Source organism: Roseovarius sp. THAF9 (assembly GCF_009363715.1).
Lineage (GTDB): Bacteria > Pseudomonadota > Alphaproteobacteria > Rhodobacterales > Rhodobacteraceae > Roseovarius.
Genome location: NZ_CP045404.1, coordinates 2,827,757 through 2,852,419 on the forward strand (window position 1 = coordinate 2,827,757; position 24,663 = coordinate 2,852,419).

Consider the following 24,663-nt stretch of genomic DNA (forward strand, 5'->3'; position numbering starts at 1 on the left):
GAAACCTCAACGGGCTCATCGGGCTGCAAGCTGTTCAATCACGCCTACGAGATCAATGCTTCGCGTGATGTCCCAGCCATGTGCAGCCGCCACGCCAAGCGCAACGCGGAACAGATCGCACGACCCAATTGAACGATGTCGGGTTCTACCGGCCCCATGTCGCACAGAGCCGTCGCGACCAACTATTCGTAGGCGCCGGCGGAATAGGTGAGCTCATAGCTGTGGCTGTAGAGCTCAAAGACGATGCCGAATGGGTCTTCGACGTAAACCATCCGGTAGGGCTTCGTCCCGGGGAAGTACTCGCGTACCGGCATACGCTGCCGTCCGCCGGCTTCAACAATCCGTTGGGCCAAACCTTCGACGTCCGGGTCCTGTACCGCGAAGTGGAAAGTGCCGTGGCGCTTGTGCTCGAGCTTGTCATCGGGCGCGTAGTTGCCGGGGAACTCGAAGATCTCGATCCCGATACCGTCGGCGGTCGACAGATGCGCGATCCTCAGCGAGCCCCATCCACGGCCGAACACGTCCGTGCACATGATGCCGATGGCGCTCTCGTCCTCTACGGCCTCAGAGGGTTCCATCACGACGTAGAACCCGAGGACTTCGGAGTAGAACTTCACGGCCGCGTCGAGGTCAGGAACGGACAGGCCGATGTGGGAAAAGGTGCGTGGTGTCTGGGGCATCTCATATCTCCATTGGTGTTGTGTCGACGCCGATATGGACCGCACGCACTCTTTTGTGAAATTATCAATCAGCATAGAAATCAGAACGAATCGTTATCCTTTAATGCTCAACGCCACTTGGCTCGAAACCCTTTACCACGCTTTGCGAAACCGGGCACTTCACCCAGGCCGCAGCGCGTCTGAACATGACCCAACCGGGCGTGAGTCAGCATCTCAGGAAACTCGAGGAGCAGGTCGGACAGGGGCTGATCAGTCGGCAGGGCAAGAGCTTTACCCTCACCCCGGCGGGCGAAGCGGTCTTCGAGCTTGGCCTGTCGCGCCGCGCTGAGGAGAAGCACCTGCGCGACGCCATCGAGGCAGATGACCCGGACACTGGGCCGGTTCACATCGCATGTTCCGGCAGCTTCGCGATGCTGCTTTACCCTATCCTGCTGCCCTGGATGCGCAGCGCACCCAACCTGAGCGTCCATCTCACGGCCGCGCCGCAGGCCGAGATCCTGGCAGGGCTTCTGGAAGGACGCTTCGACCTGGGCGTGCTCTGGGCGGACCCCAATCACGCGCGACTCGAAGGCAAACGTATTGGACGCGAGGAGCTATGTCTCGTCCTGCCGGCGGACGCAGCCGACACGCCTGTGTCTTTCGCCGACCTCGAGTCTCGCGGTTTCATCGCGCATCCCGACGGATATGGCTATGCCGACGACTTGCTGAGGCTGAATTTCCCGGACGACTACCCTGGCGCCGACCGGCTGAGCGTGCGCGGTTCAGTTAACCAAATCGGTCAGATTCCTGCGGCCGTGGCAAAGGGGATCGGGTACACGCTCCTTCCTAGAAGCGGCTTGGAGGCTTTCAGCGAAAAAGAGAACCTCTCCATCGCCCAGCTTCCCAAGCGACGCTGGCACGATCTCTGGCTCGTCGAGCGCTGCGGCCGTCGCTTGTCGGCGCGAGCGCGATACGCGCAAGACATGATCGAGAAGGCAGCCGCACAGCTCCAGTGAACAGAAATACAGACCCGCGGAAGCGCGATGACGGGTGTTCACACAAACGCTTTTGCCGATGCTCACGGCCCGAACCTGCCGTTCGTGACTTGTGCCGCCAATGTCCAGTCAAGCACGGAAACCAGTCCGGCTTTTTTGAAGCTGAGCCATGGTGCGCGAGAACGCTCTTTCATTTCGGCACCAGAAATCTATTCAGCTCGATACACACAGAAACTTCTTGACCGAACGAGCCGATCCGCAAGGATGGACCTCACATATTTTGGATTTGATCTTATGCGCCGATTTCTTGCTTTCGTCGTTTTTATTGCTTTCGCCCCTCAGCCACTGTTTGCGGAATGGCGTGTCGGACCGGGGTCGGATTTGTATGAGGGAACCGTATCGGCCTTCGGCGTAACCGAGCGTGGCGTTGGGGCCCTGGCCCTCATGTGCCGAGAGGGCAAGCCTTTGCTCTGGACCCAAGGTTGGGCGCTTTCGAAGGCGGGACCTGACCGGCAGGAAAACTTCGCGGTCATTGTCGACGGGCAGAGTTTCCCCGTGCGCGGCTTGCATCTGCCTGAAGAAGGGCTCTGGACCGGTGCGCCACCCGGTGCACTGATCGCGGCGCTCAGGGCAGGCTCGCGCGCCGTGGTGGCGGTGCCCGGCGAGGCGCAGGTAGGTGTCTCCCTTCGCGGGTCGTCGCGCGCTATCAGCCAAGTGCTTGATGGATGCGAGGGCGATGAGACGACCGCCGCCAGCGCACCTGAGCAGGGCCGCGTGGTACTGTTCGGTCAACTGATCGCGACCCAATGCGGCGGCGGCTACTCGATCACCGATGATGCCGAGATGACCGGACGGCTGGATGGCGACGACACACCGGATTTCGTGCTCGACTGGGGAGGTGTGACCTGCGACGACCGGTCCAAGGGTCGTGGGGCCGGGTTTTGCGGTGCCGCGCTGTGCACGATCGAGATCGCTTTCACCGAAACGCAAAGCCGCCAGCAAGTGCTGGGGGTCAATCCGGAACTGGTCGATCGAGCCTTTGGCCAGAAGGCCTTGAAAACGACCACGCAAGGCGCCACCTGCGGCGGCGCAACACAAGTCTGCGAAATCATCTGGGTCTGGAACGGCTCGAAACTGGAGCCGCTGCAGTGAGATCTATCCTGGCGCTCCTCTTGGCTCTGACGCCCGGTCTCGCCGCCGCACAGCTTGAGTACGAGCTTGGTATTTTCGCGGCTATGATCGAAGCGCCGGAGGGCACCCCGGTGGCCACCGCCACTGTCACCGGCGGCACTCCGGGCAACCTGACCTATCTGACCGTTTCGTCTGTTGGGGACCTCGACGGCGTCTGTGTTCGGATCTGGAACCAAGGTCCGTGTCATGCAGTCACCCGCAGCAGGCCCCTGCCCGGCTACGCCTGCTGATCCTCCTCGATGCACGGGTCAGCTCGGATGACATGATGGCCAAGATGAGCAACATGCAGATGACGCGTATGCCGCTTGTAAGCCAGTATGACCTGGCAAGCGGTGAAGGTTTGTCCTTCATGACGCAGAACGACTTTGGTGGATGGGAGATGCCGGTTGCGCCCGTCGCTCCCTCCGGGCAGAGCGCGGGCCTTGCGATCCTGCGAGATTCCGCGATCACGGCTTTGACGGCGGGCGCTCCGGTGGCGCATCCCGAGAACGGTCTTGTCGGAATCGTGGCGCGGGCAGGCGATGGTGCGGGCGCGGTAATGGCAATCGGGGATGCGTTCCAGGCCGCAGTGGCGGCGGGTGTCGAGATAGACGAAGCGCTGATGCCGCAGGCGGCCGGAGAAAGCGGTCTGCCGCCCCCGATCGAACGCGAGATAGGCAAGGTCTACTATTTTCACGACTACAGCGACCTGGGCTATATCAACGGCTTCTACGGGCCGGGCAAGGCGGGCGGGTTCGATCCGTCTTTCGTGACCACGATCGATTTCTCGGTTTGGTCCGTCGCCCTGTCGGGTGCGGGTGGCACGAAGATTGCGCAAGGCGACAAGAACGCGCCGCTCGTCCAGAACGGCATGTCGCTCGAGGCGCCGTTTCGGGGGCATGCGGATGACTACCTCGCCAGCTGCATCATCCATGCGACGCCGTCGTCGGAAGGCCAGCCGATCTTCCTGGTCCAGTTCTGGCGGAGTGCACCGGAACGCTACAATCCCAACACCGATAGCAAATCCTACGACGAGGCCGCCCCGGCGATGACCGGCTGGGCCGCAGGAGAGAGCACCTGCGGCGATGCGATCCGGCACATGGGATCGGAGCGGCTGGCGGCGCTGGCGAATTCCGAAGCTGCAACGGGGTCCGCCGCGCAACCAGCCGAAGGAGGCGGTGCCCCTGCCGCCCCGGCCACGCCACAGGTCACTTCTACGCAAGGCGAGTGGCGGCGCGTGGACACGTGGGCGGCAACGGGGCTTGAGGGTTTATTCCGGGATCTTCCCGAGGGCCGAATGCTGATGATCGGATGCACTGTCAGCGGGGAACTCGCTGTCGCGATATCGCCCGGACAGAATGTTCAGACCATCGACGGCGAGATGCCCGCGATCGCTCCTGACAAGACACGGTACATCCTGAGATCCGCCAAGATACCGGACATCATCAGCGTGGACATAAATGGCAGGATATTGGATGTCGCTGTGTCTGCGGATGCAGGACCGTGCAGTTAGCGGCGGCATCCAAGCGCACTCGGTCGCAATTCGCCTCCTGAAAAGGGCGGGTAAACTCATCGACGGCGGCAAGGTTCTTGTCCATGTATTCCGCCCCAGCGTGGCCTTGCGCTGCTCGAGACACTTGAGGAACAGGTCCTCACCGAACGCATCCATCAACTTACCCTTTCAATTTCAGTGCGACATTCTTGGTCTGCACGTAATTCCACAGCGCCTCCCGTCCCTTTTCCCGGCCATAGCCGGATTTGCCGAAACCGCCAAAGGGCGTCTCCACCCCGCCCGCGAACCATTCGTTGACAAAAACCTGCCCGGCGCGCATCTGCCGGGCCGCGCGCGTGGCGCGATCCATATCCGCGGTAAAGACGCCACCGACGAGGCCATATTGCGTGCCATTGGCGATCTCCATCGCCTGCGCCTCGTCGCGGAACTTGAGCACCGACAGGACCGGGCCAAAGACCTCCTCCTGCGCGATGGTCATCTCTGGGGTGACATTCGCCATAACGGTGGGTTCAAGGAAGGCGCCGGGAATGTTCATCTTGCGCCCGCCCGTGGCCACCGTGGCTCCCTGCGCTTCGGCGTCCGAGACCATCCCGGCGGCGCGATCGCGCTGCCCTTCGCTGACCATGGCCCCCATGTTGGCCCCCGCCTCGGTCCGTTCCATCCCCGGCCCGACAGACAGGGATTTGGCCACTTTCACTGCCCGCTCGACCAGTTCATCGTGACGCGATTCATGCACGATCACCCGGCTCATCGCGCTGCACACTTGGCCCGCGTTGAAATAGATGCCCCAGCGGATGTCATTCTCAAACGCTTCCAGATCGGCGTCTTCATGCACGATGGCCGCCGATTTCCCGCCCAGTTCCAGAACGCAAGGCACCACGTTCTGCGCCGCCGCCGTGGCGATGGCGACACCCGTGGGCACCGAACCGGTAAAGACGATCTGATTGACATCCGGGTGGCCTGACAGGGCCGCACCCGCCTGACGGCCCCACCCGCACAGGATATTGACCGCCCCCTTGGGCAGGCCCACCGTCTCGGCGGCATGGGCGAAGATAAAATCACTCAGCGGCGTCAGTTCAGGGGTCTTGATCACGCAAGTATTGCCCGTGGCCAAAGCCGCCGACAGCGACCGCGCGGTCATCTCGACGGGATAGTTCCACGGGATGATCTGCGCCGATACCCCATAAGGCTCGCAATCGGTGAAATCGTAATAGCCCGCGCCCAGCGGGATCGACTTGCCTTCCACTGTTGAGGCCTGATTGCCGTAATACTCGAAGTAAAGCGCCGCGCCGCGCACCTCGATCTCGGCCTCCCACAGCGGCTTACCCTGTTCCTGGGTCAGGACATTGGCCACCTTGTCAAGGTTATCCAGCAGGTACTGCCCCATAGCCTGCACCATGCGCCCTCGCTCAAGCGGGCGCATGTCGCGCAGCGCCCCCGTTTGATGCACGCGTTTGGCGGCCTGCACGGCGCGGTCCACGTCGGCCTCATCCGCCAAAGCCTGCTCCGCCAGGTTCTCGCCGGTGCCCGGGTTGATCACGTCAATCCGCCCCGCGCCGCCATCACACCACGCACCGTCGATGTAGTTTTTCCAATACGCGCGCATCTTAGCTTTCGATTCCCTCGCGCATCCATTTTTGCAGGGTCAACACGGAGTGCTCCGAGTTCACGCCACATTCCGGATCGACAACCAGCGGACCCGGTATGTAGCCGCGTGATTTAAGCCCGCGCTGCACGGATTCGACGAGGTGGATGTCCTCCTCCACGGTTGTAGCCCGGTCCTGCACCGCCAGCCGGCGGATCACTTCGCTGTCCCAGCCGCCTTCGGTATACCAGCCGCGCCAGACAACCACATGATCGGGGTCGATCGCGCGCCAGTGGTAGGTGTTCAGCACGTTGCCCGGATAAACCTGAAAGCTGAACATCGGCCATAGGAACCAGCTTGAATATTCCTCGGAATGCGGCTTTGAGCGGTCGATGTCGTAGCTCATGTTCTCAAGGCTCTGACATTCCGTCGTGTGTCTCAGGCAATAGCCTTCTGGCTGGATGTCATAAGTTTCGGGCTTGATGACCCCTGTCGCGAAGGTCGGATGGTTGAGCGAGCAATGGTAGCATTCGGAGTAGTTCTCGACCGAGACCTTCCAGTTGCAGTTTTCCGGGATTTCCACCCATTCAAGCGGTTTCAGGCTTTCCCAGTGCGGCAGCCATTCCATCAACTCTTCGCGCACCCCCGGGAACCACGCGTCCATCGGGGCCGCGTCAGGATCGAGATTGACGAAGATGAAGCCCAGGAAAAGCTCGGTGCGCACCTCGGTCAGGCAGACAGCGGACTTGTCGAAGCCTGGAACGGACTTGGTGTTCGGCGCCGCGCGCAGTTCGCCGGTCAGCTCGTAAGTCCAGGCGTGGTAGGGGCAGACAACGACGCGGGTGGAGCCTTCGCCATTGACGAGCTGATGCGCCCGGTGCTGACAGACATTGTAGAACGTGCGGATCTCGCCGTCGCGTCCCTTGATACAGAACAGGCTTTCGCCCGCCATTTCGAAAGCGAAGTAATCGCCGGGGTACTCCAGTTGGCTGCCGTGGCCGGCGAACTGCCATGTCCGGGCCAAAACACCCTTTCGTTCCGCCTCGAAGATGGCTGGATCGGTGTAGTAACGCGCATCAAGCGAATGTGTGAGCGGTGCGTTCATTCGGGCTCCTCCTGATAGAGGCCGAGCTGGTGCCGGCGACGGTGGAATTTCTCGACCCGTTCCACGATCTCATCGCTGGCAACGGAAATGACGAAGCTGAGCATGGTTTCGAGCAGGGCAACGGTTGCCACGGATGACGGAAAGAACTGCGGCGTGTCGGCCGCCACGGTGAAGCTGTGATTGGCGGCAAGGCTGATCGGGCTGGCCGGGCTGTCAGAGATGGCGATGACGGTGACGCCCTGATCGCGGGCGATGCGCACCGCGTCGATGACTTCGGTACGGTAGGGCTTCATCGTCATCGCGATCAATACATCGCGGCCATCAGCCCAGGCCAGGTCGTCCACCGGGGTGGAGCCGGGGCGCGGTATGGCGTGGAACTGGGTCATGCCGGTGGAAGCAAGATAGGTGAAGTTGCGCGCGTTCGAATTGTGAACGCCCACGCCAAGAGTGAAGACTTGGCGTGATGCCCAGATCGCTTCAGCGGCTGCCTTGAGCGCCTCTTCGGATATCCCCGCGAAGGTCTCATCTATATTGCGCACGGCGGCACCGATCATATCGGCGTAAAGCCCGCCAATCTCACCGGACTTGCGAATATCCTGAAGCCAGCGGGCGCGGTCAGGAAAACTGACGCCGCCCCGCCGGATCGCCTCGCGGAAGGGCGCGCGAAAATCCTCGTAGCCTTCGAACCCGACCTGCCGGGCCATGCGAACAAAGGTGTTGGGTTTGACATTCGCCGCAACGGCGATCTCGCGCACGGTGGAAACGCCTACATCTGCAGGGTTTTCCAGTACGTAGCGCGCAGCCTTCTGCGCCTCGGGAGTCAGCTTGTCCCATTCGGCCGTAAGGCGATCAAGGATCGTATTTGATACATATGTGTCATTCATGATTGACGATGGTACAAATGTCCTTTTAATCTGTCCACAGAAAATGCGACTCTGCGAACAGGAAAACCGCCATGTCCGAATCCAACTTCCCCACACAGGCCCGCGTCGTCATCGTCGGGGGTGGCGTCATGGGCGTTGGCCTGGCCTATCATCTGGGCCACGAGGGCTGGGGGCCTGACACCGTCCTTTTGGAAAAGGCGGAACTGACCAGCGGGTCGACATGGCACGCGGCGGGACAGATCACGCATTCGACATCGAGCTTCAGCCTCGGCAAATGCGTGGATTACAACATCGAACTTTATTCCGGCGCCCTGGAGGCCGAGACGGGGCAGGCTGTCACGTGGCATGGCTGCGGCTCTTTCAGGCTGGCCTATACCGAGGACGAGATGGACTGGCTGCGCCATACCCTATCGGTCGGTCGCACTCTGGGGTTCAACATCGAGCTTGTCGGCCCCGACCGCGTGGCCGAACTGCATCCGTTCTACAATCTCGATGGGGTCCTTGGCGCGCTGCACACGCCCGACGACGGGCATGTCGATCCGACCAACGTGACCATGGCCATGGCCGCCGGTGCGCGCCAGAAAGGCGTGCGGATCATCCGCCGCTGCCGCGCCACCAACATCACCCGGCAGGGCGAGGACTGGGTGGTTGAAACCGAGAAAGGCACGATTCGCTGCGAGCATGTGGTCAACGCGGGCGGCACCTATGCCCGCCAGATGGGCGAATGGTCGGGCCTGCAACTGCCCATGACCTCCATGACCCACCACTATTTCGTGACCGATACTGTACCGGAATTCGAGCAACTGGACCGCGAATTACCCGTGATCCGCGATGACAAGCTGGTGTCCGGCTATATCCGGATGGAGCAGAAGAAAGGCCTGATCGGGATTTATGAAAAGGAGAACCCCAATACCGTTTGGGAGGATCATTGCCCCTGGGACGCCGAGAATGAGTTGTTCGAGGCCGATTACGACCGGGTCATGCCGTGGCTGCAAAACGCGCTGGACCGGATGCCAATATTCGCCGAGCTGGGCATCACCCGCGATGTGCACGGCGCCATCAGCCATCCGCCCGACGGCAACCCGCTGATCGGCCCCGCACCCGGCGTGCGCAATTACTGGTGCTGCTGCGGAACGCAGATCGGCATCGGATGGGGGCCGGGGCTCACGCGCGAATTGGCCCGCTGGATGGTGCATGGCGCGGCCGATATCTCGATGCGCGACTATGACCCGCGCCGCTTCGGCAATTACGCCACCAAAGAATGGCAAGTCATCAAGGCCAAAGAAGATTACTGCCTGCGCCACGAAATCCCCTTTCCACATTTCAACCGTTTGGCGGGGCGGCCGGTGAAACCCTCCCCGCTCTATGAGCGCCTCAAGGCCAAGGGCGCGGTCTTTGAAGAGGTCTATGGACACGAACGCCCCCGCTGGTTTGCCCGCGATGGCGTAGCGCAGGAAGATCACTACTCCTTCCGCCGCAACGCGGTACACGATGTGGTGGGTGCCGAGTGTAAAACCGTGCGCGAGGCGGTGGGCATCATGGACATTTCCGCTTTCACCAAGGTCGAGGTTGCAGGGCCCGGCGCCGAGGCGTTGCTGGATCGTCTGGTCGCGAACCGCCTGCCAAAGAAGGTGGGCGGTATCGCGTTGACCCACATGCTCAACCGGCGTGGGCGGATCGAGTTGGAAACCACGGTCGTCCGGTTGGCCGAGAACCGCTTCTATCTCGTCTGCGCCGCGTTTTTCGAGCAGCGCCTGCTGGACCATCTCGAACAGAACCGCGCCGGCGAGGACGCGCGGGTCATCCTGCGCTCCAACGACTGGGCTGCTCTTGCTCTCAACGGCCCGGCCTCCCGCGCGGTTTTGGCCCAATGCACCGATGCCGACCTGTCGAATACCGGGTTCCGCTGGCTGACGGCACAACAGATCACCGTGGCCGGTGCGCCGGTCTGGGCCTTCCGCATGTCCTACGCCGGTGAGTTGGGGTGGGAATTCCACATCCCCCGCGAACATGCTCTGGCCGTTTACGACGCGCTTTGGGCGGCGGGTGAGGCGCATGGCATCGCCGACTATGGCAGCTTTGCGATGAACGCCCTGCGGATGGAAAAGGGCTTCAAAGGCGCGGGGGAGTTGACCAACGAAGTCACCCTGCCCGAGGCCGATGTCATGCGCTTTGCAAAGCTCGACAAAGAGTACCTGGGGGTTGAGGCCACCCGAGAAAGCGCTGCTCAGGCCGAGGCCGGGCAGCACCCCTGGACCTGCGCCTACCTCGAGATCGAGCCGGATGGCGAGATTGACGGACATGGCGGCGAAGCCGTGCTGCTGAATGGGGAAGTTGTCGGGTCTACCGCCTCGGTGGCCTATGGCCACACCGTCGGCAAGATCCTCGCCTTCGCTTACGTCAAACCGCGCGCCGCCAGTCCCGGCACCGAATTGCAGGTGTTGATCCATGGAGCGCCCCGCTCCGCCCATGTTCTGGGTGAACCGGCCTACGACCCTCAGAGCCTCCTGCCGCGCACCGACGCCGTAGCAGAGCCCGCCGAATGAAGATCACGCGCCTCTCGATATGGCATGTGCCGCTGACCAGTCACACGACCTATTACATGGCCGACGGCAAAACCTGCGACACGGTGGAAACCGTGGTGATCGCGGTCGAGACTGACACCGGACTGACCGGCTGGGGCGAGGTTTGCCCGATCCCCCATTACCTGCCTGCCTACGCTCGCGGGGTTGCCCCTGCCCTGAGCGAACTGGCACCCGTCATCCTTGGCGGTGACCCTCTGGGGGCCGAGGCCCTGATGGCCCGCGCCAATACCTGGCTCACCGGCCACGCCTATGCCAAGTCCGCGCTGGATATCGCGCTTTGGGATATCACCGGTAGAGCCGCAGGGTTGCCGCTTTATGCGCTTCTGGGTGGCAGGCAAGTGGCCGACCTGCCGCTTTATCATTCGATCACCTGCGTCGCGCCCGATGAAATGGCGCGTATCGCCCGCGACGCGCAGGCCGGAGGCATCACCCAGTTTCAGGCCAAGCTGGGCGCCTCGGGCGATTGGCAAACGGATGTTGAACGCTTGACCAAGGTCCGCGAGGCCGTAGGCCCCGGCCCGCTGGTCTACGGAGACTGGAACTGCGGCGCGACGACACTCTGGGCCACGCGAGTCGGACGGGCGGTGGCCGACCTTGACGTCATGCTGGAACAGCCCTGCGCCACGCTCGCCGAATGCGCCCAGGTGCGCGCCGCCACGGGCCTGCCCATGAAACTGGATGAACTGGCGCATGATACGGCCACGCTTTTGCAGGCGCATAGCCTTGGCATCATGGATGCGGTGGCGCTGAAGCTGTCGAAATTTGGCGGGCTTTCGGCCCTGAGACGGGCGCGCGACCTCTGCCTGCACCTCGGCGCCAAAATGTGCATCGAATGCACTTGGGGCTCGGATATCGCCACAGCCGCCGCACTTCACCTTGCTGCAGCCACAAATCCCGCGCGGGTGCTCAATGTGTGCGACCTCTCGGGCTATGTCAGTCCGCGCATTGCACCCGACGGCCCCGTCCGGGCCAATGGGCGCATCCCCCCGCCCAACGGCCCGGGCCTTGGCGTCACGCCCGATCGCGCCGTTCTGGGCACGCCTGACCTGATACTGGATTGAACACATGAACAGACAGCACACCCAAGCCGAATGGGCCGAGCGCGCCCGCGCCGTGCTTCCCGCCGGGGGCTTTGGCAATTTCGACCCCTCGATCGTGATCCGCGAAGGCCGCGGGTCTCGGGTCTGGGACGAGGACGGCAAAGAGTACGTCGATTACCTCATCGGATCGGGCCCCATGCTTTTGGGCCATGGCCACCCCGAGGTGTTGGACGCGGTGTTCGAACAACTCCCTAAAGGCCAGACATTCTTCGCCAACAACGTGCTCGGCATCGAACTGGCCGAGGAAATCTGCCGCGCCGTCCCCTGTGCCGAACAACTTCGCTATGTCTCGTCGGGCGGCGAGGCGGATATGTACGCAATGCGCCTCGCCCGCGCCTTCACCGGGCGCGACAAGATCGTTAAATTCGAGGGCGGTTACCACGGCATGTCAGCCGAGGCGCAGATGAGCCTTGCCCCCTCACGGCGTGAGAATTTTCCACAGGCCATTCCCGACAGCGCCGGTATCCCCCGAAGCGTGGCCGACGAGATGCTGATCGCGCCGTTCAACGATTTCGACTACATCCGCTCGCTTCTCGCCGAGTATGAGGGGCAGATTGCCGGTCTGATCGTAGAGCCGCTGCAGCGCATCATCCCGCCCGCGCCGGGCTTTCTTGAATTGCTGCGCGAGGAGTGCACGCGATACGGCATCGTCCTGATCTTTGACGAGGTCGTAACGGGTTTTCGTTTCGCCTATGGCGGCGCACAGGAACACTACGGCGTCACGCCGGACCTGTGTACCTTGGGCAAAGTGATCGGGGGCGGCTTTCCCCTCGCGGCGACAGTGGGGCGGGCCGACATCATGGGGCATTTCGACAAGGCCGCCGTGGGCGAGGAAGGCTGGTTGATGCAGCTCGGGACGCTCTCGGGCAACCCGGTGGCGGCAGCGGCAGGGCTCAAAAGCCTCGAAATCCTGCGCCGCGACGGACAATATGCGCGGCTTCGCGAACTTGGTGACAGGGTCGGGGGCATGATCCGCGACGCGCTTGAGCCAACGGGTATTCCCTATCGCATCGTGGGCGATGCGACGCTGTTTGAAGTTGTCTTCACTGCGCAGGATGCGCGGGACTACAGGGCCGTGCAAGCAGGCGACGCCGGCCGCGCAAAACTCTGGAACGACGCGTTGCGACACCACGGGATCTTCAAATCTCCCGGCAAGACATATCCAAGCCTCGCCCTGACCGAGGACGACCTTGCCGTGACGCTTGAAGCGATCCAATCTGCGGCTGCGGCGATTGAAGCAAAGGCCTGACCGCGCCGTCTAAACGGGGTCGGCTATTGCTTTGGCATCGGGTCAGAAGGCACAGACACTGGGCGAAAGATGCAGCAGATCCAACCGAAGCGGATGTTGGCAGGTTCCGCAGCGAATGATCGCTGCCCGCCTTCCCTGTCAAGCATGCCGAACGGCCCGTATGTATGTACCGGCTGCTGTTCGCAATTGATTTCTCGCATGTTCTCGAAAGTCGCTCATATGTATCTGGCCTGTTGATCGACATGCGGGTCGTGGCCTTATTGGGATTACGTACGCGCCGTGAGCTCATTACCGGCAAGGTCCAATTTGACCGAATGGGCCGTCAGACTCTGGGGGCGTAATTGTTGCGTTCCATGCTTTCTTTCAGTCGCGAACTCTTCTGGGTCGATCCGGCTTATACGCCGATAGCGACTTCGTCCCTGGGAGCGTCAGACGCCGTTTTGTATCTCAAGATACTCCACGCCACTCGCGCCAGATTGTTGGCCGCTGCGACAGCAGGCTTATTGCGCATCACCAACTGCCCGTAAGGCTCGAAGGCCACGATATGAAATGTGTCTTTGCCGATATCGATGCCAACTTACATCAGCTCATCAAAATCGTTCTTCGGCATGCTACTTCTCCTATCTGCAGGTGAAATGGGCCAAGCCTAACCTGCCGGGTGAAGCAGCCGGTACATCCCATTGGCTGACATTCAATGGATCAAGAATTCCGTACCGCAGCGAGCACTAATCTGAACCTTCTGTCATAAGAAACAATTCATCCAACTACACACTCGCTTCACGGGTGAAGCTCTCGGCCGATGATTTTGTTGAATGGAAACCGATGTGGTGGGCGATCAATCGTGACCAAGCAAACGCGAAAGTTCTTTCGCAATCGCAGGCCCGCTCGGGGCTCCGGATTGCCGGATTGACCTCGAATGCGGCAGCAAGCGCTTTCGCCCAAGCGGTTTCACTATGACCCGCGACAAACGTGGCTTCGGCGCCTGCGCTTGTTTTCAGGCCATCGATGTTCGAGCAGATGACAGGACGACCGGCGGCGCGTGCTTCCAGTGCCACCAGTCCGAAGGCTTCCCAGCGCGACGGGATGGCGACGAAATCGACCGACCGCATCTCGCGGTCCGGGCTATCAGAATGGCCGAAGAACCGGATGCGCCGATCACCGGCGGCAAGTGCGCGCAGTTCCGTTTCTTCCGGGCCGGTGCCGTGAATGTGCAGCGACGCATCCTTGTTCGGCAATTTGCGAAAGGCACGGATCAGAATGTCGAACCCTTTCTGGCGATGAAGGCGACCGATTGCGCCGATCACTTGCGGCTTGCGTGTTGCAGCTTCGATCGAGCGAAAGTCTTGCAGATCGACCACCGGTGCGATGATGCGAAGCGCGTCAGGTGAAACGAGGCGGCGGCGCTTCATCCATTCTGCCTGCGCATGGCTTACAGCGACGACACTGTCGAACAGAGCCAGCGATGTCCGCAACATCGTGAAGAACCTCAGCTTGGAGGGAACGTTCAAAGCGGTGAACGCCTCTGTGTAGCTGTGTTCCACATGTACGAGCGGTTTGCTGGCATGACGGGCGCGGAACGCGATAAGTGCTGGAAGTCTGCGCCAGCTGAGGCTGAGGTGCGAGACGATCATATCCGCATCGCAAATCGGCAAAGCGCCCTTGCGCGATACGACGTGCAAGCTGTGGCGGGCAGATCGGGCCATCATGGGACAGGTCCGGATATGCTGAAGAACACGGTTCACGCCGCCCGGGGTGGCATCATCGACAAGGTGCAGGACGTGGGGAAGGTCGGTCATTGATCTCTCTCTTTCTTTTTTGAGGTCACGCGCGGGCGGCGCGCAATACAGAGCGGGCAAGCGTCATCGGCAGGTCGCCGAACCGCGCCGTGGCGTGGGCCGCCAGCAGGGTCGACACGCTCCGCAGCGGCTCTTCGAAGATCGGGCGGGCAGACTCACGGTATGCGCGGGCAATCAAGGTACATGCGGTTTCTCCGTCCCCGCTGCTGACCGCGCGACGGGCAAGATAGCGCAGTTGATAGGCGCGGGCCGCGGCTTCGTATCTCGCGAAAAACTCCGATGCCGTTGGGCGCAGCTTGCTCACCATGCGCTCCCATGATGCGAGTTGGGCGTCCACATTGGCCGAGAGCCCGGTGGAATTGACACGGTATTCCGTCAGCAGGCCGGGAACGCCCGCAATGATCCAATCGGTACAAAGGCACAAACGCATCCAGCACTCGATATCCTCGGACTGACGAAATGTTTCGTCGAAGATCCAGTCGCGTTTCATCTCAGAAGCGGGTCGCCAAGCAATCTCTGCAAGCGCCTCGCGACGAATGACCGGGGCGGATCCGTTTCCGATGGGGTTGCGTTTGAAGACATGGGCTGGCGACACGTCGTAAAGGCGGGGGCGCTGCGCATGCCCTATGCGTTGGCCTGCCTCATCGATCATCGCCGAGCCGGAATAGCTGATACCCACCTCAGGCTTTCCAAGCAGGTGATCTACATGAGTGGCGAGCTTTTCGGGCATCCAAAGGTCATCGGCGTCGCAAAACCCGATGACTTCACCCTGCGCCTCTGCAATGCCGCTGTTGCGTGCGCCTGCAAGCCCACGGTTGAACTGATGGAGAAGCCGAAACCGGCTGTCCGAGGCGGCGTGGATACTGGCGATCAGGGCCGTGTCGTCGATCGATCCGTCATCGATGATAACGACCTCGAAATCACGGAATGTCTGTGCACTGAGCGAGGCAAGCGTCGCAGGGAGTGTGGCGGCGGCATTGTAGGCGGGTACGATGATCGTAGCGTAGGGCATGGGACAGATCCTCAATTGGCAAAAAGATATTGGCGGGTGGGTTCGGGCAGACACGGCAGCAGCAGCGCGGCGAGCGCGATCAGCCCGCCGCGGCGGGCCGGCAGAAGAAAGGCGGCGGCATGCTGGTAGCATCCTTCGAGGACAAGACGCTGCACGGTGGCGGCGGGAGCACCCACGCGAAGGGCCCGGCGCGCGAGATAGCGCAGGTGCACGGCCTCCGCCCGCGGATCGGTGCGAAAGCCGAACCGGGCCGCGGTTTCGAGCGCAGCACACCGTCCGGCACGCATTCTGTCGATATCCGCAGACAGGCCACGCGGGCTGAGCCGGTAGAGCACATGATCCGCATCAAGTCCCAAAAGGCGGTGGCCGGATCCCACGAGATGGACCAGGAACTCCAGATCTTCGTTGTGAACGAGGTCTTCGCGGAAACCGCCGAGGATTTCGAATGTGTCGCGGCGCAGAGATAGGTTGGACAGCGTGCAGACCGGGTTCTCGCCGAGCAACGATGGGACGGTCACGTCGCCTGCCGGCACGTGCGAGCGGGTGCGGACGTGGCCGGGGTCTTCATTGAAAAAACCCACCCGCCCGAAGACGGCCTGAACCTGACCCCTGCCGAGATGTTGCGCAACATCACGCAGCTTGTGACGCTTCCAGATGTCATCGGCGTCGCAAAAGGCTATGATGTCGCCGGTGGACTGCACGATCGCACCATGGTTGCGAGCGGCACTGGGGCCTTTGCGCGGATTGCGCACCAACTTAAGGCGAGGGTCGCCTTGCACCAAGGATTTGGCGACGCTCCAGCTGCTGTCGGCCGATCCGTCCTCCACAAGTACCGCCTCCCAATCGTTGAAGCTTTGGTCCTGCAATGCTGCGATGGTGGCTGGCAGTGTGTGGGCGGCGTTGAAAACAGGAATGACAATGGAAATGCGGGTCATGACAGGGCGCTCTCGGGGATCGAAGTAAAGGCGAATTTCAGGGCCGGACGGGAGAGCAGCAGCATGATGATGCTGGCCGTCACCAAGTAGCCCCAGGCGATGGCGTCGAGGCCGAAAGGAGCAGCGATCACGACGTTCAGCATGACCGCCGCCGTCAACAGCACTGTACCTTTGAGTTCCAGCATCGGGCGGTTCTCGGCCCGGTGCCAGCCGGCGGTCGCCGTCCAGAGCATTGTGGGGATGGCGACAAGGCAAAGGATGGATACCGGTTTCGCCAAGGCGTCCCAGCCCTCGCCAAGCAGCAGCGGCACATACCACTCGGCGAGCAGGGCCTGCAGGATGACTGCGGGTGCCACGATGCCGATGGACAGGGCGAACCCCTGGCGCATGGCCGCGGAACGGTCGGAGTGCGCGCAGAGATGCGGGAAAAGCACCGCGGCGAAAGCGGCTGAAAAGGAGGAGGCAAGGCTGAGGCCGGCGTTGAAGGCCATGAAGTAAAGGCCGAGAATTTCCGGGCCAAGCAGCGCGCCGACGATGAGCTTGTCGGCATGCAGCCGCGCGGTCATGATCATTTCGGTGCCCAGGATCGGCCAGCCGAACCGAATGAACGGGCGGGTCGCGGCCTTGCCTTGCTCTGGAATACTGTGCCACGGGTGCAGGCGGCGCATCGCCACGAGCCAGAAGGGCGCGGTCAGAAGCCGTGGCAAGACAAGCGCCAAGGCCGACGGCCACACCATTGCGAGAGCCACCGAGATCAGGTTCGCCAGCACGGTCTGCCCACCGGCGATGGCGGCAGTCTGCTTTAGCTTGCCTGCCCTCATGGCCAGCCCCGCCTGGACCAGCCCGCCGGGCATGAACAGGTACTCGCCAGCCAGGACAAGGATCAGTGTGGCCATTGCAATGTTGCCGGTCAGCGCCCATACACCACCGGCGATGACGCATTGGATTGCGAAAAGACCAAGGCACCAGACCCAGAAGAGGTCACGCGCCCGGTTGCAGGTTGGTGCAAGCTCGGATGCCGGGGCGGCGATGATGCGCTGCCCGATGCCGTTCTGGGTCAGCGACTTCAACAGGTCCCCGATCGCCAGCGCGGCGGCGGCCACGCCTATCTCTGCCACGTCGAGCGTGCGGGCCACGGCAATGACGACACCGAGGCGCGACAGCTTGGTCGCGATCTCGGAGGCACCGTAGGCAATCAGGTGACTGAACATGGAGGAAGGTCTGGGCACGGTCGCTTGGCTTTCATTAAGGTTGGCTATTCCTACCCGCCAATGACACGCCCGTCGCGGGCGCGGCGGGAGAGCAAGACGCCGCTATCGAGTGGTCACCTATCCTTTCGGGTCACACTTCCACCCGATTGAACGCGTGGAGCGAACAAAACCCTGCATTAGAAAACGCTAAGTTGTACTTAGGAAGAATCATGACTGCTGTTCGCACACGCCTGCTCGGCTCTTGCCTGAGCCTCGCCCTCACCGCCGCTTGCGGCGATGCCCCCGCGCCCGAGAACCTCGCGCCCGTCAAGAGCGGAGGCGCGTATCAGGCGCAGTACCGCGAGCCACTTCGCAGGTCCGAGGACCAGCCCATTCTGCGGTCAGAGCAGATGAACGCCCGCAAATGCAGACCGGGTCAGGGCGCAGGGGGCAAGGGCGGCAGCGTCGCCGCCGGATTGCGCGGTGAACGCCTGTCGCGGAATGACCTTGTCGATATCAGAATTTCCGACGATGAGACCTTCAACGGTGATTACGTCGTGTCGCGCGACGGTGACCTGAAACTCCCCTTCCTCCCACCGGTGCGCGCGCAAGGGCGTACCACCGGAGACATTGAAGTGCAGATCGCGCGGCTTCTCGTGCGGGAAGGTTTCTACGACGAGGCACCGCGCATCTCTGCGCGTGTCTCTGATTTCGCAAGCGTCAACGTGGCAGTGTCCGGAGCGGTTTTTGAGCCGCACGCGGTAGAGATCGGCACCCGTGTCGCCGACGACATCGACCGGGCGCGGCAGGCGGCACTCGGCGCGTCCACCGAGGCGCGCAATCTTTCGGCAGCGCTGCGCGCGGTTGGCGGCATTCGCCCGGATGCCGACCTTTCCGCTGTGGAACTGCGCCGTAACGGCACCCGGCATGTCCTCGACATGCGCGGCGTCTTCAAAGGCCGCAACGCGGTCGACGTTATGCTGCTGACCGGCGACGAGATCAGGGTGCCCTCACGCCAGTGTTTCCAGGACGACCTGATGCGTCCCAGCCCGATCAGCCCGCCCGGCATATCCCTGTTCCTGTCCAACCTGACCCAGCCGGCGACCGGAAATGCCCCATCGGCCGTGGGCCGAGAGGTCCGCGAAGTTCCCTACGGAACGCGGTTCATGCAGGCAGTGATCAATACCAACTGCGTCGGTGGCGCGCGAGCGACCAGCGCCAAGCGTTCAGCCGTCCTGTTCACGCGCGACCCGATCACGGGCGTCTCGACGGTGATCGAGCGCAAGATCGAGGACATGCTGCGCCGCGCGGATCGGGACGATTACGACCCCTATCTGCTGCCGGGTGACGCGATCGCCTGCTACGACAGCAGCGTCACGAATTTTACCGAGGTTGCAAAGATCGTCGGTGCGGTTGTGGCCACAGGCGCAATCATCGACTGATGGTCAGGAAAGCGAAGGGTCGGGCAGATGCTCTCGGGTCTGCCTTGCTGTTTCGATTGCCCGCTCCACAAGGTCGCGATCACCGCTTTCTGCCGCCATTTCAACAGCGACCAGCGCGTCGCGCAGGTCCGGTTGACCGAATGCGGCGGCGCTGCCGGCCACCTTGTGCGCTTCTGCGGCAATCTCGGACATGTCGTCCGGTCCGGTGTCAAGCCAGTCGAAGAGCGCGTTCATCTGTGACACGTAGCGGGCAGTCAGGCGATCCAAGGTATTCTGTTCCTTTTGCGGAGCGACCGATGCTTCGACTGCCGATTGCTCGCCAGACGTGAATTGGTTGATAACCCGCACGAGTTCTTCCTCGACAAGCGGTTTTGGAAGAAAGCCAGACATACCAGCCGCGATAAAACGGTCCTTGGCCTCTGGCAAAACGTTGGCCGAGAACGCCACAATCGGCGCATCTCGGTTAGGACCGTTGCCAGCGCGGATGGCGCGTGTTGCACCCAGCCCGTCAAGCACGGGCATCCGTATGTCCATCAAGATAAGATCGAAACGTCCCTTTTCGGCGGCTTCTACAGCCTCCTGGCCGTTGCGTGCCTCTGTCACCCGGTGGCCGAGGCCAAACAGTGTTTCCCCTGCCAGTTCGAGGTTGATCTCGTTATCCTCGACCAACAGGATATTGTGACCTTGAGCTTCGGGACACGAGCGTTGCGGGTCATCATCTTCTTCGGGACCATCGACGCAGGTCAATGGCAAGCGCACCCAGAATACACTGCCCTCGTCTTCTGTGCTTTCGACCCCGATCTCTCCGTCCATCGCCTCGACAAACCGGCGGGCAATGCCAAGGCCCAGGCCGGTCCCTGCGGTCGCGCCTTCGCCGGTGTTGTCGATCGTCTGAAAGTCGCCGAATATCCGCTCTTGGTCAGCTTCGGGAATACCAACACCCGTGTCGATCACACGCAGATCCAATCCGCTTTCGCTGCATTCCGCTTCAACTACGATACGTCCGTCGCGCGTGAACTTGATGGCGTTGCCGACGAGATTCAGCAGCACCTGTTGCAGACGCGAAGCGTCAATGCGCACCCATGTCGCCGGATCTCCGATCCAACCCCATTGAATATGGTTGCCGTTTGCCTCGGCCGCACTGGCCTGCGAGTCCACGATATCCTGCATGAGACGCCCGAGATGCACGACCTCCTCGCGCGGCTCGGCGGCGCCGGCTTCGAAACGCGCGACATCGAGGACGGCATCGACATGATGCATCAACACGCCCCCCGATATGTCCATGTTGCGCACGTATCGGTCCTGTGTCACCGAGAGCGGTGTCTTCTCGAGAAGAGCGAGGTTGCCAAGAAGCCCGTTCAGCGGCGTTCTGATTTCATGTGTCATCATGGCCAGGAAGTCGGCTTTGGCCTTCTCTCCTGCAAGCGCCTTGTCGCGGGCCTCGACCAGTTCGGTTTCAGCCGCAACACGGTGAGAAATATCACGCAGAAATGCGACAATCATCTCGTCCTCGCCCGACTCCGCCATTTCCAATGCCAGCTCGACGGGGAATATCTCACCATTGCGCCGTTTGGCTTCAAGCCGAACCCGGCCCTGGCCCACCACGCGCTGCTCACCCGAGATGCGCATGCGTTGCATTCCGGCGTCATGGGCTGCGCGGTGGTGGTCCGGCACGACAATGTCCGCGATGTTCTTTCCTAGAACCTCATCGGTGGAATACTGAAAGATGCGTTCCGCAGCCTTGTTGAAATTCAGAATCCGCCCGTCCAGATCCGCGACTATGACGGCATCCAGGGAGGTTTCGAGAATGGTATTGAGTCGGGAGTAGGCATCGGCCAGTTCATGCCCCCGGGTTTCCGTTTGCTTGCCCACCCGCCGGGTATGACCCAGCAATACGATCAACGCCAGTACGAGCGCCGCAGCAATAAGCGCCAGGCGCAAAAGCGTGGAGGCGAAGTTTTCACGGCTTTGGTCCGACCGTTCCACAAAATACTGAAGCCCCGTGGTTGCGGCCGTGCGCAGCAGCGGCCTTATTTCATCGGCGGCCTCGCTCAAGGCGGGGAGTGCGGCGCGCAATTGATCGCGAGGTCCGTCGATGATCGGGATCACGGCATCAAGCCTGTTTCGGATCGTCGCGATCGATTGCCCGAAAGGCTCAATCTGTCGTAACTCCGTATAGAGCGCGCCGGTGTGCAGAGTGTCTATTCGGCTGTAGAATACGTCGAACTCGACGATCAACTCCTCCAGTGCGTCTGGATCTGTGCTTGACTGCGCGCTCTGTACGGCGTTTCGAAAATCAAGGAACTCAACCTCCGCCTGCGACAGCACCCAGTGAACGTTGTCGGACCGAGCAGAGTTCAGAAAGCGCAGGTCGCGGATGATCTCGGAAATCAGAAACGTGATGGACAGCACGCACAACAAACCGACCAGGACCAGCAAAAGCTGGCCCCGGCGCCATAGTGCGGTATCGCGTGATCGCTGTTGCGATGTGGCTTCAATCATTCCTTGATGGTGATCCGATCGAGTTGCCAGATACTGCGAGAGTAGATGACTTCGGTCCGGTAGTCACTGGAAGACGAGAAGGGATAGATCACCCAGAGCGGTCCCTTGTCACGGCGCGACAATTCCTTGCCGTCCATCGCATAGGCAACGATCGGCCCGCCCTCTGTCGCGTCGGACATCGGTATCGTCACGCTGTAGTCGTTGATCGCGGTCGCCTCGATCGTGCTGCCTTCGGCGCCGAGGTGATCGAGCAGAGTCTTGAGCCGCACGCCCGTGAAAACGTGGTCTCCGGGGGTCCAGATGGTATCGGTTTTGATTTCGCTCTCGCCAAGTGCGCGCAGCATTTCCAAATCGAAAGTCGCGGCTTCGCCATCATTGGTCATTTCGATATCGCCGGAAACAGTCAGCAAGACGCGACCCTCAGGCAATGGCAGGCTTTCGGCTGTAGCCTGCAGCGCCCACAGGCTGACTGCAACGACAACGGCCGGGACGACGCGGAAGAGGTTCATGTGATGCTCCTGTATCTTGGTTAATCAGTTTCTCGCATTTCTGCGCGAAGCTGTATGCTGGTCATACGGATCAGCCTTGTATCCGTTCGAATAGTTCGCCGTCCGACCGGATAGTTCAGTAGGCTCCCCGCCCGGACAGGACGGCCCGCACCGTCAGGGAAAGCAGCATCAGGTCGAGGATCATGCTATTCGATCGGACATAGGCAACATCCATGTCGATCATCTTGTCGAACCCGATATCGGCGCGACCAGAGACTTGCCACAGTCCGGTAATACCTGGCCGGACCTTCAGCCGCTCCAGCGCCGCTGCAGGGTAAGCTGCAACCTCGCGCGGCAGTGCCGGGCGTGGCCCGACCACTGACATGTGGCCCAAAAAGACATTCAGGATTTGCGGCAGTTCATCTACCGAATAGCGACGCAGGAATCGACCAACACGGGTCACACGCGGATCGTGGCGCGACTTGAAGCAGATACCCTCGCGATCGGACTGCAACCGTATTGCGGCCAGTCGTTCCTCGGCATCGGTATGCATTGTGCGGAACTTGTAGATGGTAAAAAGAGCCCCGTCGCGACCGACGCGCGTCTGCTTGAAAAGGGCGGGCCCCTTGCTGTCGAGCCTGATAAGAGCCGCGACACAGAGCAGTATGGGCGAAAGAGCCAGTAGAGCCAAGCCACTCGTGACCATGTCGAAGCATCGCTTGCCAATCGCTTCCGGGCCGGCCATCCGCACCGCATGGACGGCAGCGCGACCCAGGAATGCGGCGTTGCCGAGCAGATATCGCTTGGCCAGGCGCCGCGGTTCTTGCGCGAGACGCCAGATCCATTCCATCCGTGCAGCCCGGACCAGCCTTGGTGCCCGGGTGACATTCCCGGCCAGAAAGTCGAACAGGGCCCCTACGCCAAGGACCACGCGCGGAGACAGGCCCGGCAGATGCCTGTCTATCCAGATTTCCTGCCGAGGTACGCCCATTGCGACAAGAAGTATATCGGCGCCGGAGGCATTGATCCGGGCCACGGCGGCGTCTTCGTCGGCGGCGCCATCATAGCCATCGAGCGTACCGGCGACGCGCAAACCGGGAATGGTCGTCACAAGTTTCTTTGCCGCTTTGTCTGCCGTGCCGGGGGTCGCTCCGAACAGGAACACGGATAGCCCCCTCCGTGCTGCCTCGGCCAGAAGAGCCGGCGTGAAATCCGTACCGTTAAGGTTCTGGGTCAAACCCGCACCGCTCATGCGGGCGGCCAGTTCGACCCCAATGCCGTCCGGTAGGATCAGGTCGGCTCGGCCAAGCGCGGCGGCATAGCCGCGGTCGCCTGCACGGACATTCGCGCAATGCGCGTTCAGAAAGAATACGCTCCGCACAGAACCAGAAAGAACGTGCTCCACAGTCTGTTCAGTCGTCGCATCGACGAGCGGCAAGCCAAGGATGGTTCTGCGGGCGAGCGACGGCGAAACAGGCGTTGCAGCGGTTTCGAACGTTGCGAAAGGGTGGTGTCGGGTCATGTCGGGTCTCCGGGATGAAATTGAGCTTTCCCGGTTCATGCCCTCGCCACCTGTCGCACCGCAATTTCCCGGCCGTATAACCGGGGAACGCATTCGATACATCGCGCATCCGGACGCGTATCTCACGCTCGAAAGGCTGTGCGACGCGCTGCAGGCGGGATCGATGCTACCCGGATGGATACATCAGGTAGCCGGTTTCCCCGTTAAATGTTCTACCCAATGCCGTAATCTTGTCTTAAGTCGCGTTTAGATTGCATTAACCGATTCACCGAGGACCAGTTCGAAATGAGAGTTCTGATTGCCGACGACCATGATCTGCTGCGTGATACGCTCATCGCGTTTCTCAGCGCGGACAATGATATGGAACTGGGAAGCGCGTCGAACTTCGAAGAGGCGAAACGGCGGATTCGCGAGGATGCGCATTACGATCTTGTTCTGCTCGACTACAAGATGCCGGGCATGAAAGGGCTTGAAAGCCTGTCGGAGGCGATTGGACTGGAAGGCGGACAACGGGTCGCGCTGATCTCCGGGCAGGCCACCCGCGAAATCGCGGAAGAAGCACTCGGCCTGGGAGCTGCCGGTTTCGTGCCCAAGACCTTGCCGGCCAAGTCTCTCGTGAATGCGGTCAAGTTCATGGCCATGGGTGAGCAATACGCCCCCATCGATTTCATGAAAGCTCAGGAAGAGGACGAACCGCACGCCATGGCAGAGCAGCTGACCAAGCGCGAGCAGGAAGTTCTGAAAGGACTGACCGAAGGCAAGTCGAACAAGGCCATCGCGCGTGACCTCGATCTGACCGAGCCGACGATCAAGCTTCACATGAAGACCCTCTTCCGCAAGCTGGAGGTCAACAACCGAACGCAAGCGGCCATCGTGGCCCGGGATGCCGGTCTCTTCTGATGGCACACCTGTCCGGAAGGATATAAGGCGG

At 61.5% G+C, this 24,663-nt stretch carries 19 protein-coding genes and 2 pseudogenes; 9 read left to right on the plus strand and 12 right to left on the minus strand.

The window, feature by feature from the left end:
* Positions 1–182: 182 nt before the first annotated feature.
* Positions 183–680: a lactoylglutathione lyase family protein gene (locus tag FIU86_RS13955; RefSeq protein WP_152475635.1), complete on the minus strand. Its 498-nt coding sequence runs from the start codon at positions 678–680 to the stop codon at positions 183–185.
* Positions 681–783: 103 nt separating this feature from the next.
* On the opposite strand from FIU86_RS13955, the pseudogene FIU86_RS13960 reads away from it, so the two are divergent.
* The 4 genes and pseudogenes from FIU86_RS13960 to FIU86_RS13975 all read left to right on the plus strand — a co-directional run bounded on the left by FIU86_RS13960 (position 784) and on the right by FIU86_RS13975 (position 4,337).
* Positions 784–1,675: pseudogene (locus tag FIU86_RS13960) on the plus strand (LysR family transcriptional regulator).
* Between the two features lie 360 nt (positions 1,676–2,035).
* Complete coding sequence (locus tag FIU86_RS13965) at positions 2,036–2,806, plus strand: hypothetical protein (RefSeq protein WP_152475636.1); 771 nt, start codon at positions 2,036–2,038, stop codon at positions 2,804–2,806.
* Positions 2,803–3,075 carry a hypothetical protein gene (locus tag FIU86_RS13970; protein WP_152475637.1) on the plus strand — a complete coding sequence of 91 codons (273 nt, stop codon included), beginning with the start codon at positions 2,803–2,805 and terminating at the stop codon, positions 3,073–3,075. The genes FIU86_RS13965 and FIU86_RS13970 overlap by 4 nt, the downstream gene beginning before the upstream one ends.
* A complete protein-coding gene (locus FIU86_RS13975) occupies positions 3,027–4,337 on the plus strand; it encodes a hypothetical protein (protein WP_152475638.1) in 1,311 nt (436 codons plus the stop codon). Before FIU86_RS13970 ends, FIU86_RS13975 begins: the two co-directional genes overlap by 49 nt.
* A 31-nt stretch (positions 4,338–4,368) precedes the next feature.
* On the opposite strand, the pseudogene FIU86_RS22850 reads toward FIU86_RS13975, so the two are convergent.
* From FIU86_RS22850 to FIU86_RS13995, 4 genes and pseudogenes are all read right to left on the minus strand, one after another.
* Positions 4,369–4,493 (minus strand): annotated as a pseudogene (locus FIU86_RS22850) (gamma carboxymuconolactone decarboxylase); the annotation flags it as partial.
* Between the two features lie 4 nt (positions 4,494–4,497).
* On the minus strand, positions 4,498–5,943 hold the full coding sequence (locus tag FIU86_RS13985) for an aldehyde dehydrogenase family protein (protein ID WP_152475639.1): 1,446 nt from the start codon (positions 5,941–5,943) through the stop codon (positions 4,498–4,500).
* Between the two features lies 1 nt (position 5,944).
* The gene (locus tag FIU86_RS13990) at positions 5,945–7,027 is read right to left on the minus strand and encodes an aromatic ring-hydroxylating dioxygenase subunit alpha (RefSeq protein ID WP_152475640.1); all 1,083 of its coding nucleotides are present in this window, start codon (positions 7,025–7,027) and stop codon (positions 5,945–5,947) included.
* The gene (locus FIU86_RS13995) at positions 7,024–7,911 is read right to left on the minus strand and encodes a MurR/RpiR family transcriptional regulator (RefSeq protein WP_152475641.1); all 888 of its coding nucleotides are present in this window, start codon (positions 7,909–7,911) and stop codon (positions 7,024–7,026) included. The genes FIU86_RS13990 and FIU86_RS13995 overlap by 4 nt, the downstream gene beginning before the upstream one ends.
* Before the next feature lie 71 nt (positions 7,912–7,982).
* On the opposite strand from FIU86_RS13995, the gene FIU86_RS14000 reads away from it, so the two are divergent.
* The 3 genes from FIU86_RS14000 to FIU86_RS14010 are packed head-to-tail and all read left to right on the plus strand — an operon-like array spanning position 7,983 to position 12,845.
* Positions 7,983–10,457: an FAD-dependent oxidoreductase gene (locus tag FIU86_RS14000; RefSeq protein WP_152475642.1), complete on the plus strand. Its 2,475-nt coding sequence runs from the start codon at positions 7,983–7,985 to the stop codon at positions 10,455–10,457.
* Positions 10,454–11,557, plus strand: coding sequence for a mandelate racemase/muconate lactonizing enzyme family protein (locus FIU86_RS14005; protein ID WP_152475643.1), 1,104 nt, complete (start codon positions 10,454–10,456; stop codon positions 11,555–11,557). The genes FIU86_RS14000 and FIU86_RS14005 overlap by 4 nt, the downstream gene beginning before the upstream one ends.
* Positions 11,558–11,561: 4 nt before the next feature.
* Complete coding sequence (locus FIU86_RS14010; RefSeq protein ID WP_152475644.1) at positions 11,562–12,845, plus strand: aspartate aminotransferase family protein; 1,284 nt, start codon at positions 11,562–11,564, stop codon at positions 12,843–12,845.
* A 764-nt stretch (positions 12,846–13,609) separates the two neighbouring features.
* Here the strand turns inward: FIU86_RS14010 and FIU86_RS14015 are convergent.
* Genes FIU86_RS14015 through FIU86_RS14030 form a run of 4 tightly spaced genes read right to left on the minus strand, consistent with a single transcriptional unit; the run spans position 13,610 to position 17,799 of the window.
* Positions 13,610–14,701, minus strand: a complete 1,092-nt coding sequence (locus tag FIU86_RS14015; protein ID WP_254703847.1) for a glycosyltransferase — start codon at positions 14,699–14,701, stop codon at positions 13,610–13,612.
* On the minus strand, positions 14,667–15,653 hold the full coding sequence (locus FIU86_RS14020) for a glycosyltransferase family A protein (protein ID WP_152475646.1): 987 nt from the start codon (positions 15,651–15,653) through the stop codon (positions 14,667–14,669). Before FIU86_RS14020 ends, FIU86_RS14015 begins: the two co-directional genes overlap by 35 nt.
* An 11-nt stretch (positions 15,654–15,664) precedes the next feature.
* Positions 15,665–16,588, minus strand: a complete 924-nt coding sequence (locus tag FIU86_RS14025) for a glycosyltransferase family 2 protein (protein WP_152475647.1) — start codon at positions 16,586–16,588, stop codon at positions 15,665–15,667.
* Entirely contained in the window at positions 16,585–17,799 is a 1,215-nt protein-coding gene (locus tag FIU86_RS14030) for an oligosaccharide flippase family protein (RefSeq protein ID WP_152475648.1), read from the minus strand. The genes FIU86_RS14025 and FIU86_RS14030 overlap by 4 nt, the downstream gene beginning before the upstream one ends.
* Positions 17,800–18,008: 209 nt before the next feature.
* Between FIU86_RS14030 and FIU86_RS14035 the strand changes: the two genes are divergently transcribed.
* Positions 18,009–19,220: a polysaccharide biosynthesis/export family protein gene (locus tag FIU86_RS14035; protein ID WP_152475649.1), complete on the plus strand. Its 1,212-nt coding sequence runs from the start codon at positions 18,009–18,011 to the stop codon at positions 19,218–19,220.
* A 3-nt stretch (positions 19,221–19,223) separates the two neighbouring features.
* Here the strand turns inward: FIU86_RS14035 and FIU86_RS14040 are convergent, their stop codons facing one another.
* The 3 genes from FIU86_RS14040 to FIU86_RS14050 all read right to left on the minus strand — a co-directional run bounded on the left by FIU86_RS14040 (position 19,224) and on the right by FIU86_RS14050 (position 23,732).
* Complete coding sequence (locus FIU86_RS14040; protein ID WP_254703848.1) at positions 19,224–21,722, minus strand: PAS domain-containing hybrid sensor histidine kinase/response regulator; 2,499 nt, start codon at positions 21,720–21,722, stop codon at positions 19,224–19,226.
* A complete protein-coding gene (locus tag FIU86_RS14045) occupies positions 21,719–22,231 on the minus strand; it encodes a molybdopterin-dependent oxidoreductase (RefSeq protein WP_152475650.1) in 513 nt (170 codons plus the stop codon). Before FIU86_RS14045 ends, FIU86_RS14040 begins: the two co-directional genes overlap by 4 nt.
* 115 nt (positions 22,232–22,346) lie before the next feature.
* On the minus strand, positions 22,347–23,732 hold the full coding sequence (locus tag FIU86_RS14050; RefSeq protein WP_152475651.1) for a WecB/TagA/CpsF family glycosyltransferase: 1,386 nt from the start codon (positions 23,730–23,732) through the stop codon (positions 22,347–22,349).
* Positions 23,733–24,017: 285 nt separating this feature from the next.
* On the opposite strand from FIU86_RS14050, the gene FIU86_RS14055 reads away from it, so the two are divergent.
* On the plus strand, positions 24,018–24,632 hold the full coding sequence (locus tag FIU86_RS14055) for a response regulator transcription factor (RefSeq protein ID WP_152475652.1): 615 nt from the start codon (positions 24,018–24,020) through the stop codon (positions 24,630–24,632).
* Positions 24,633–24,663 lie beyond the last annotated feature (31 nt).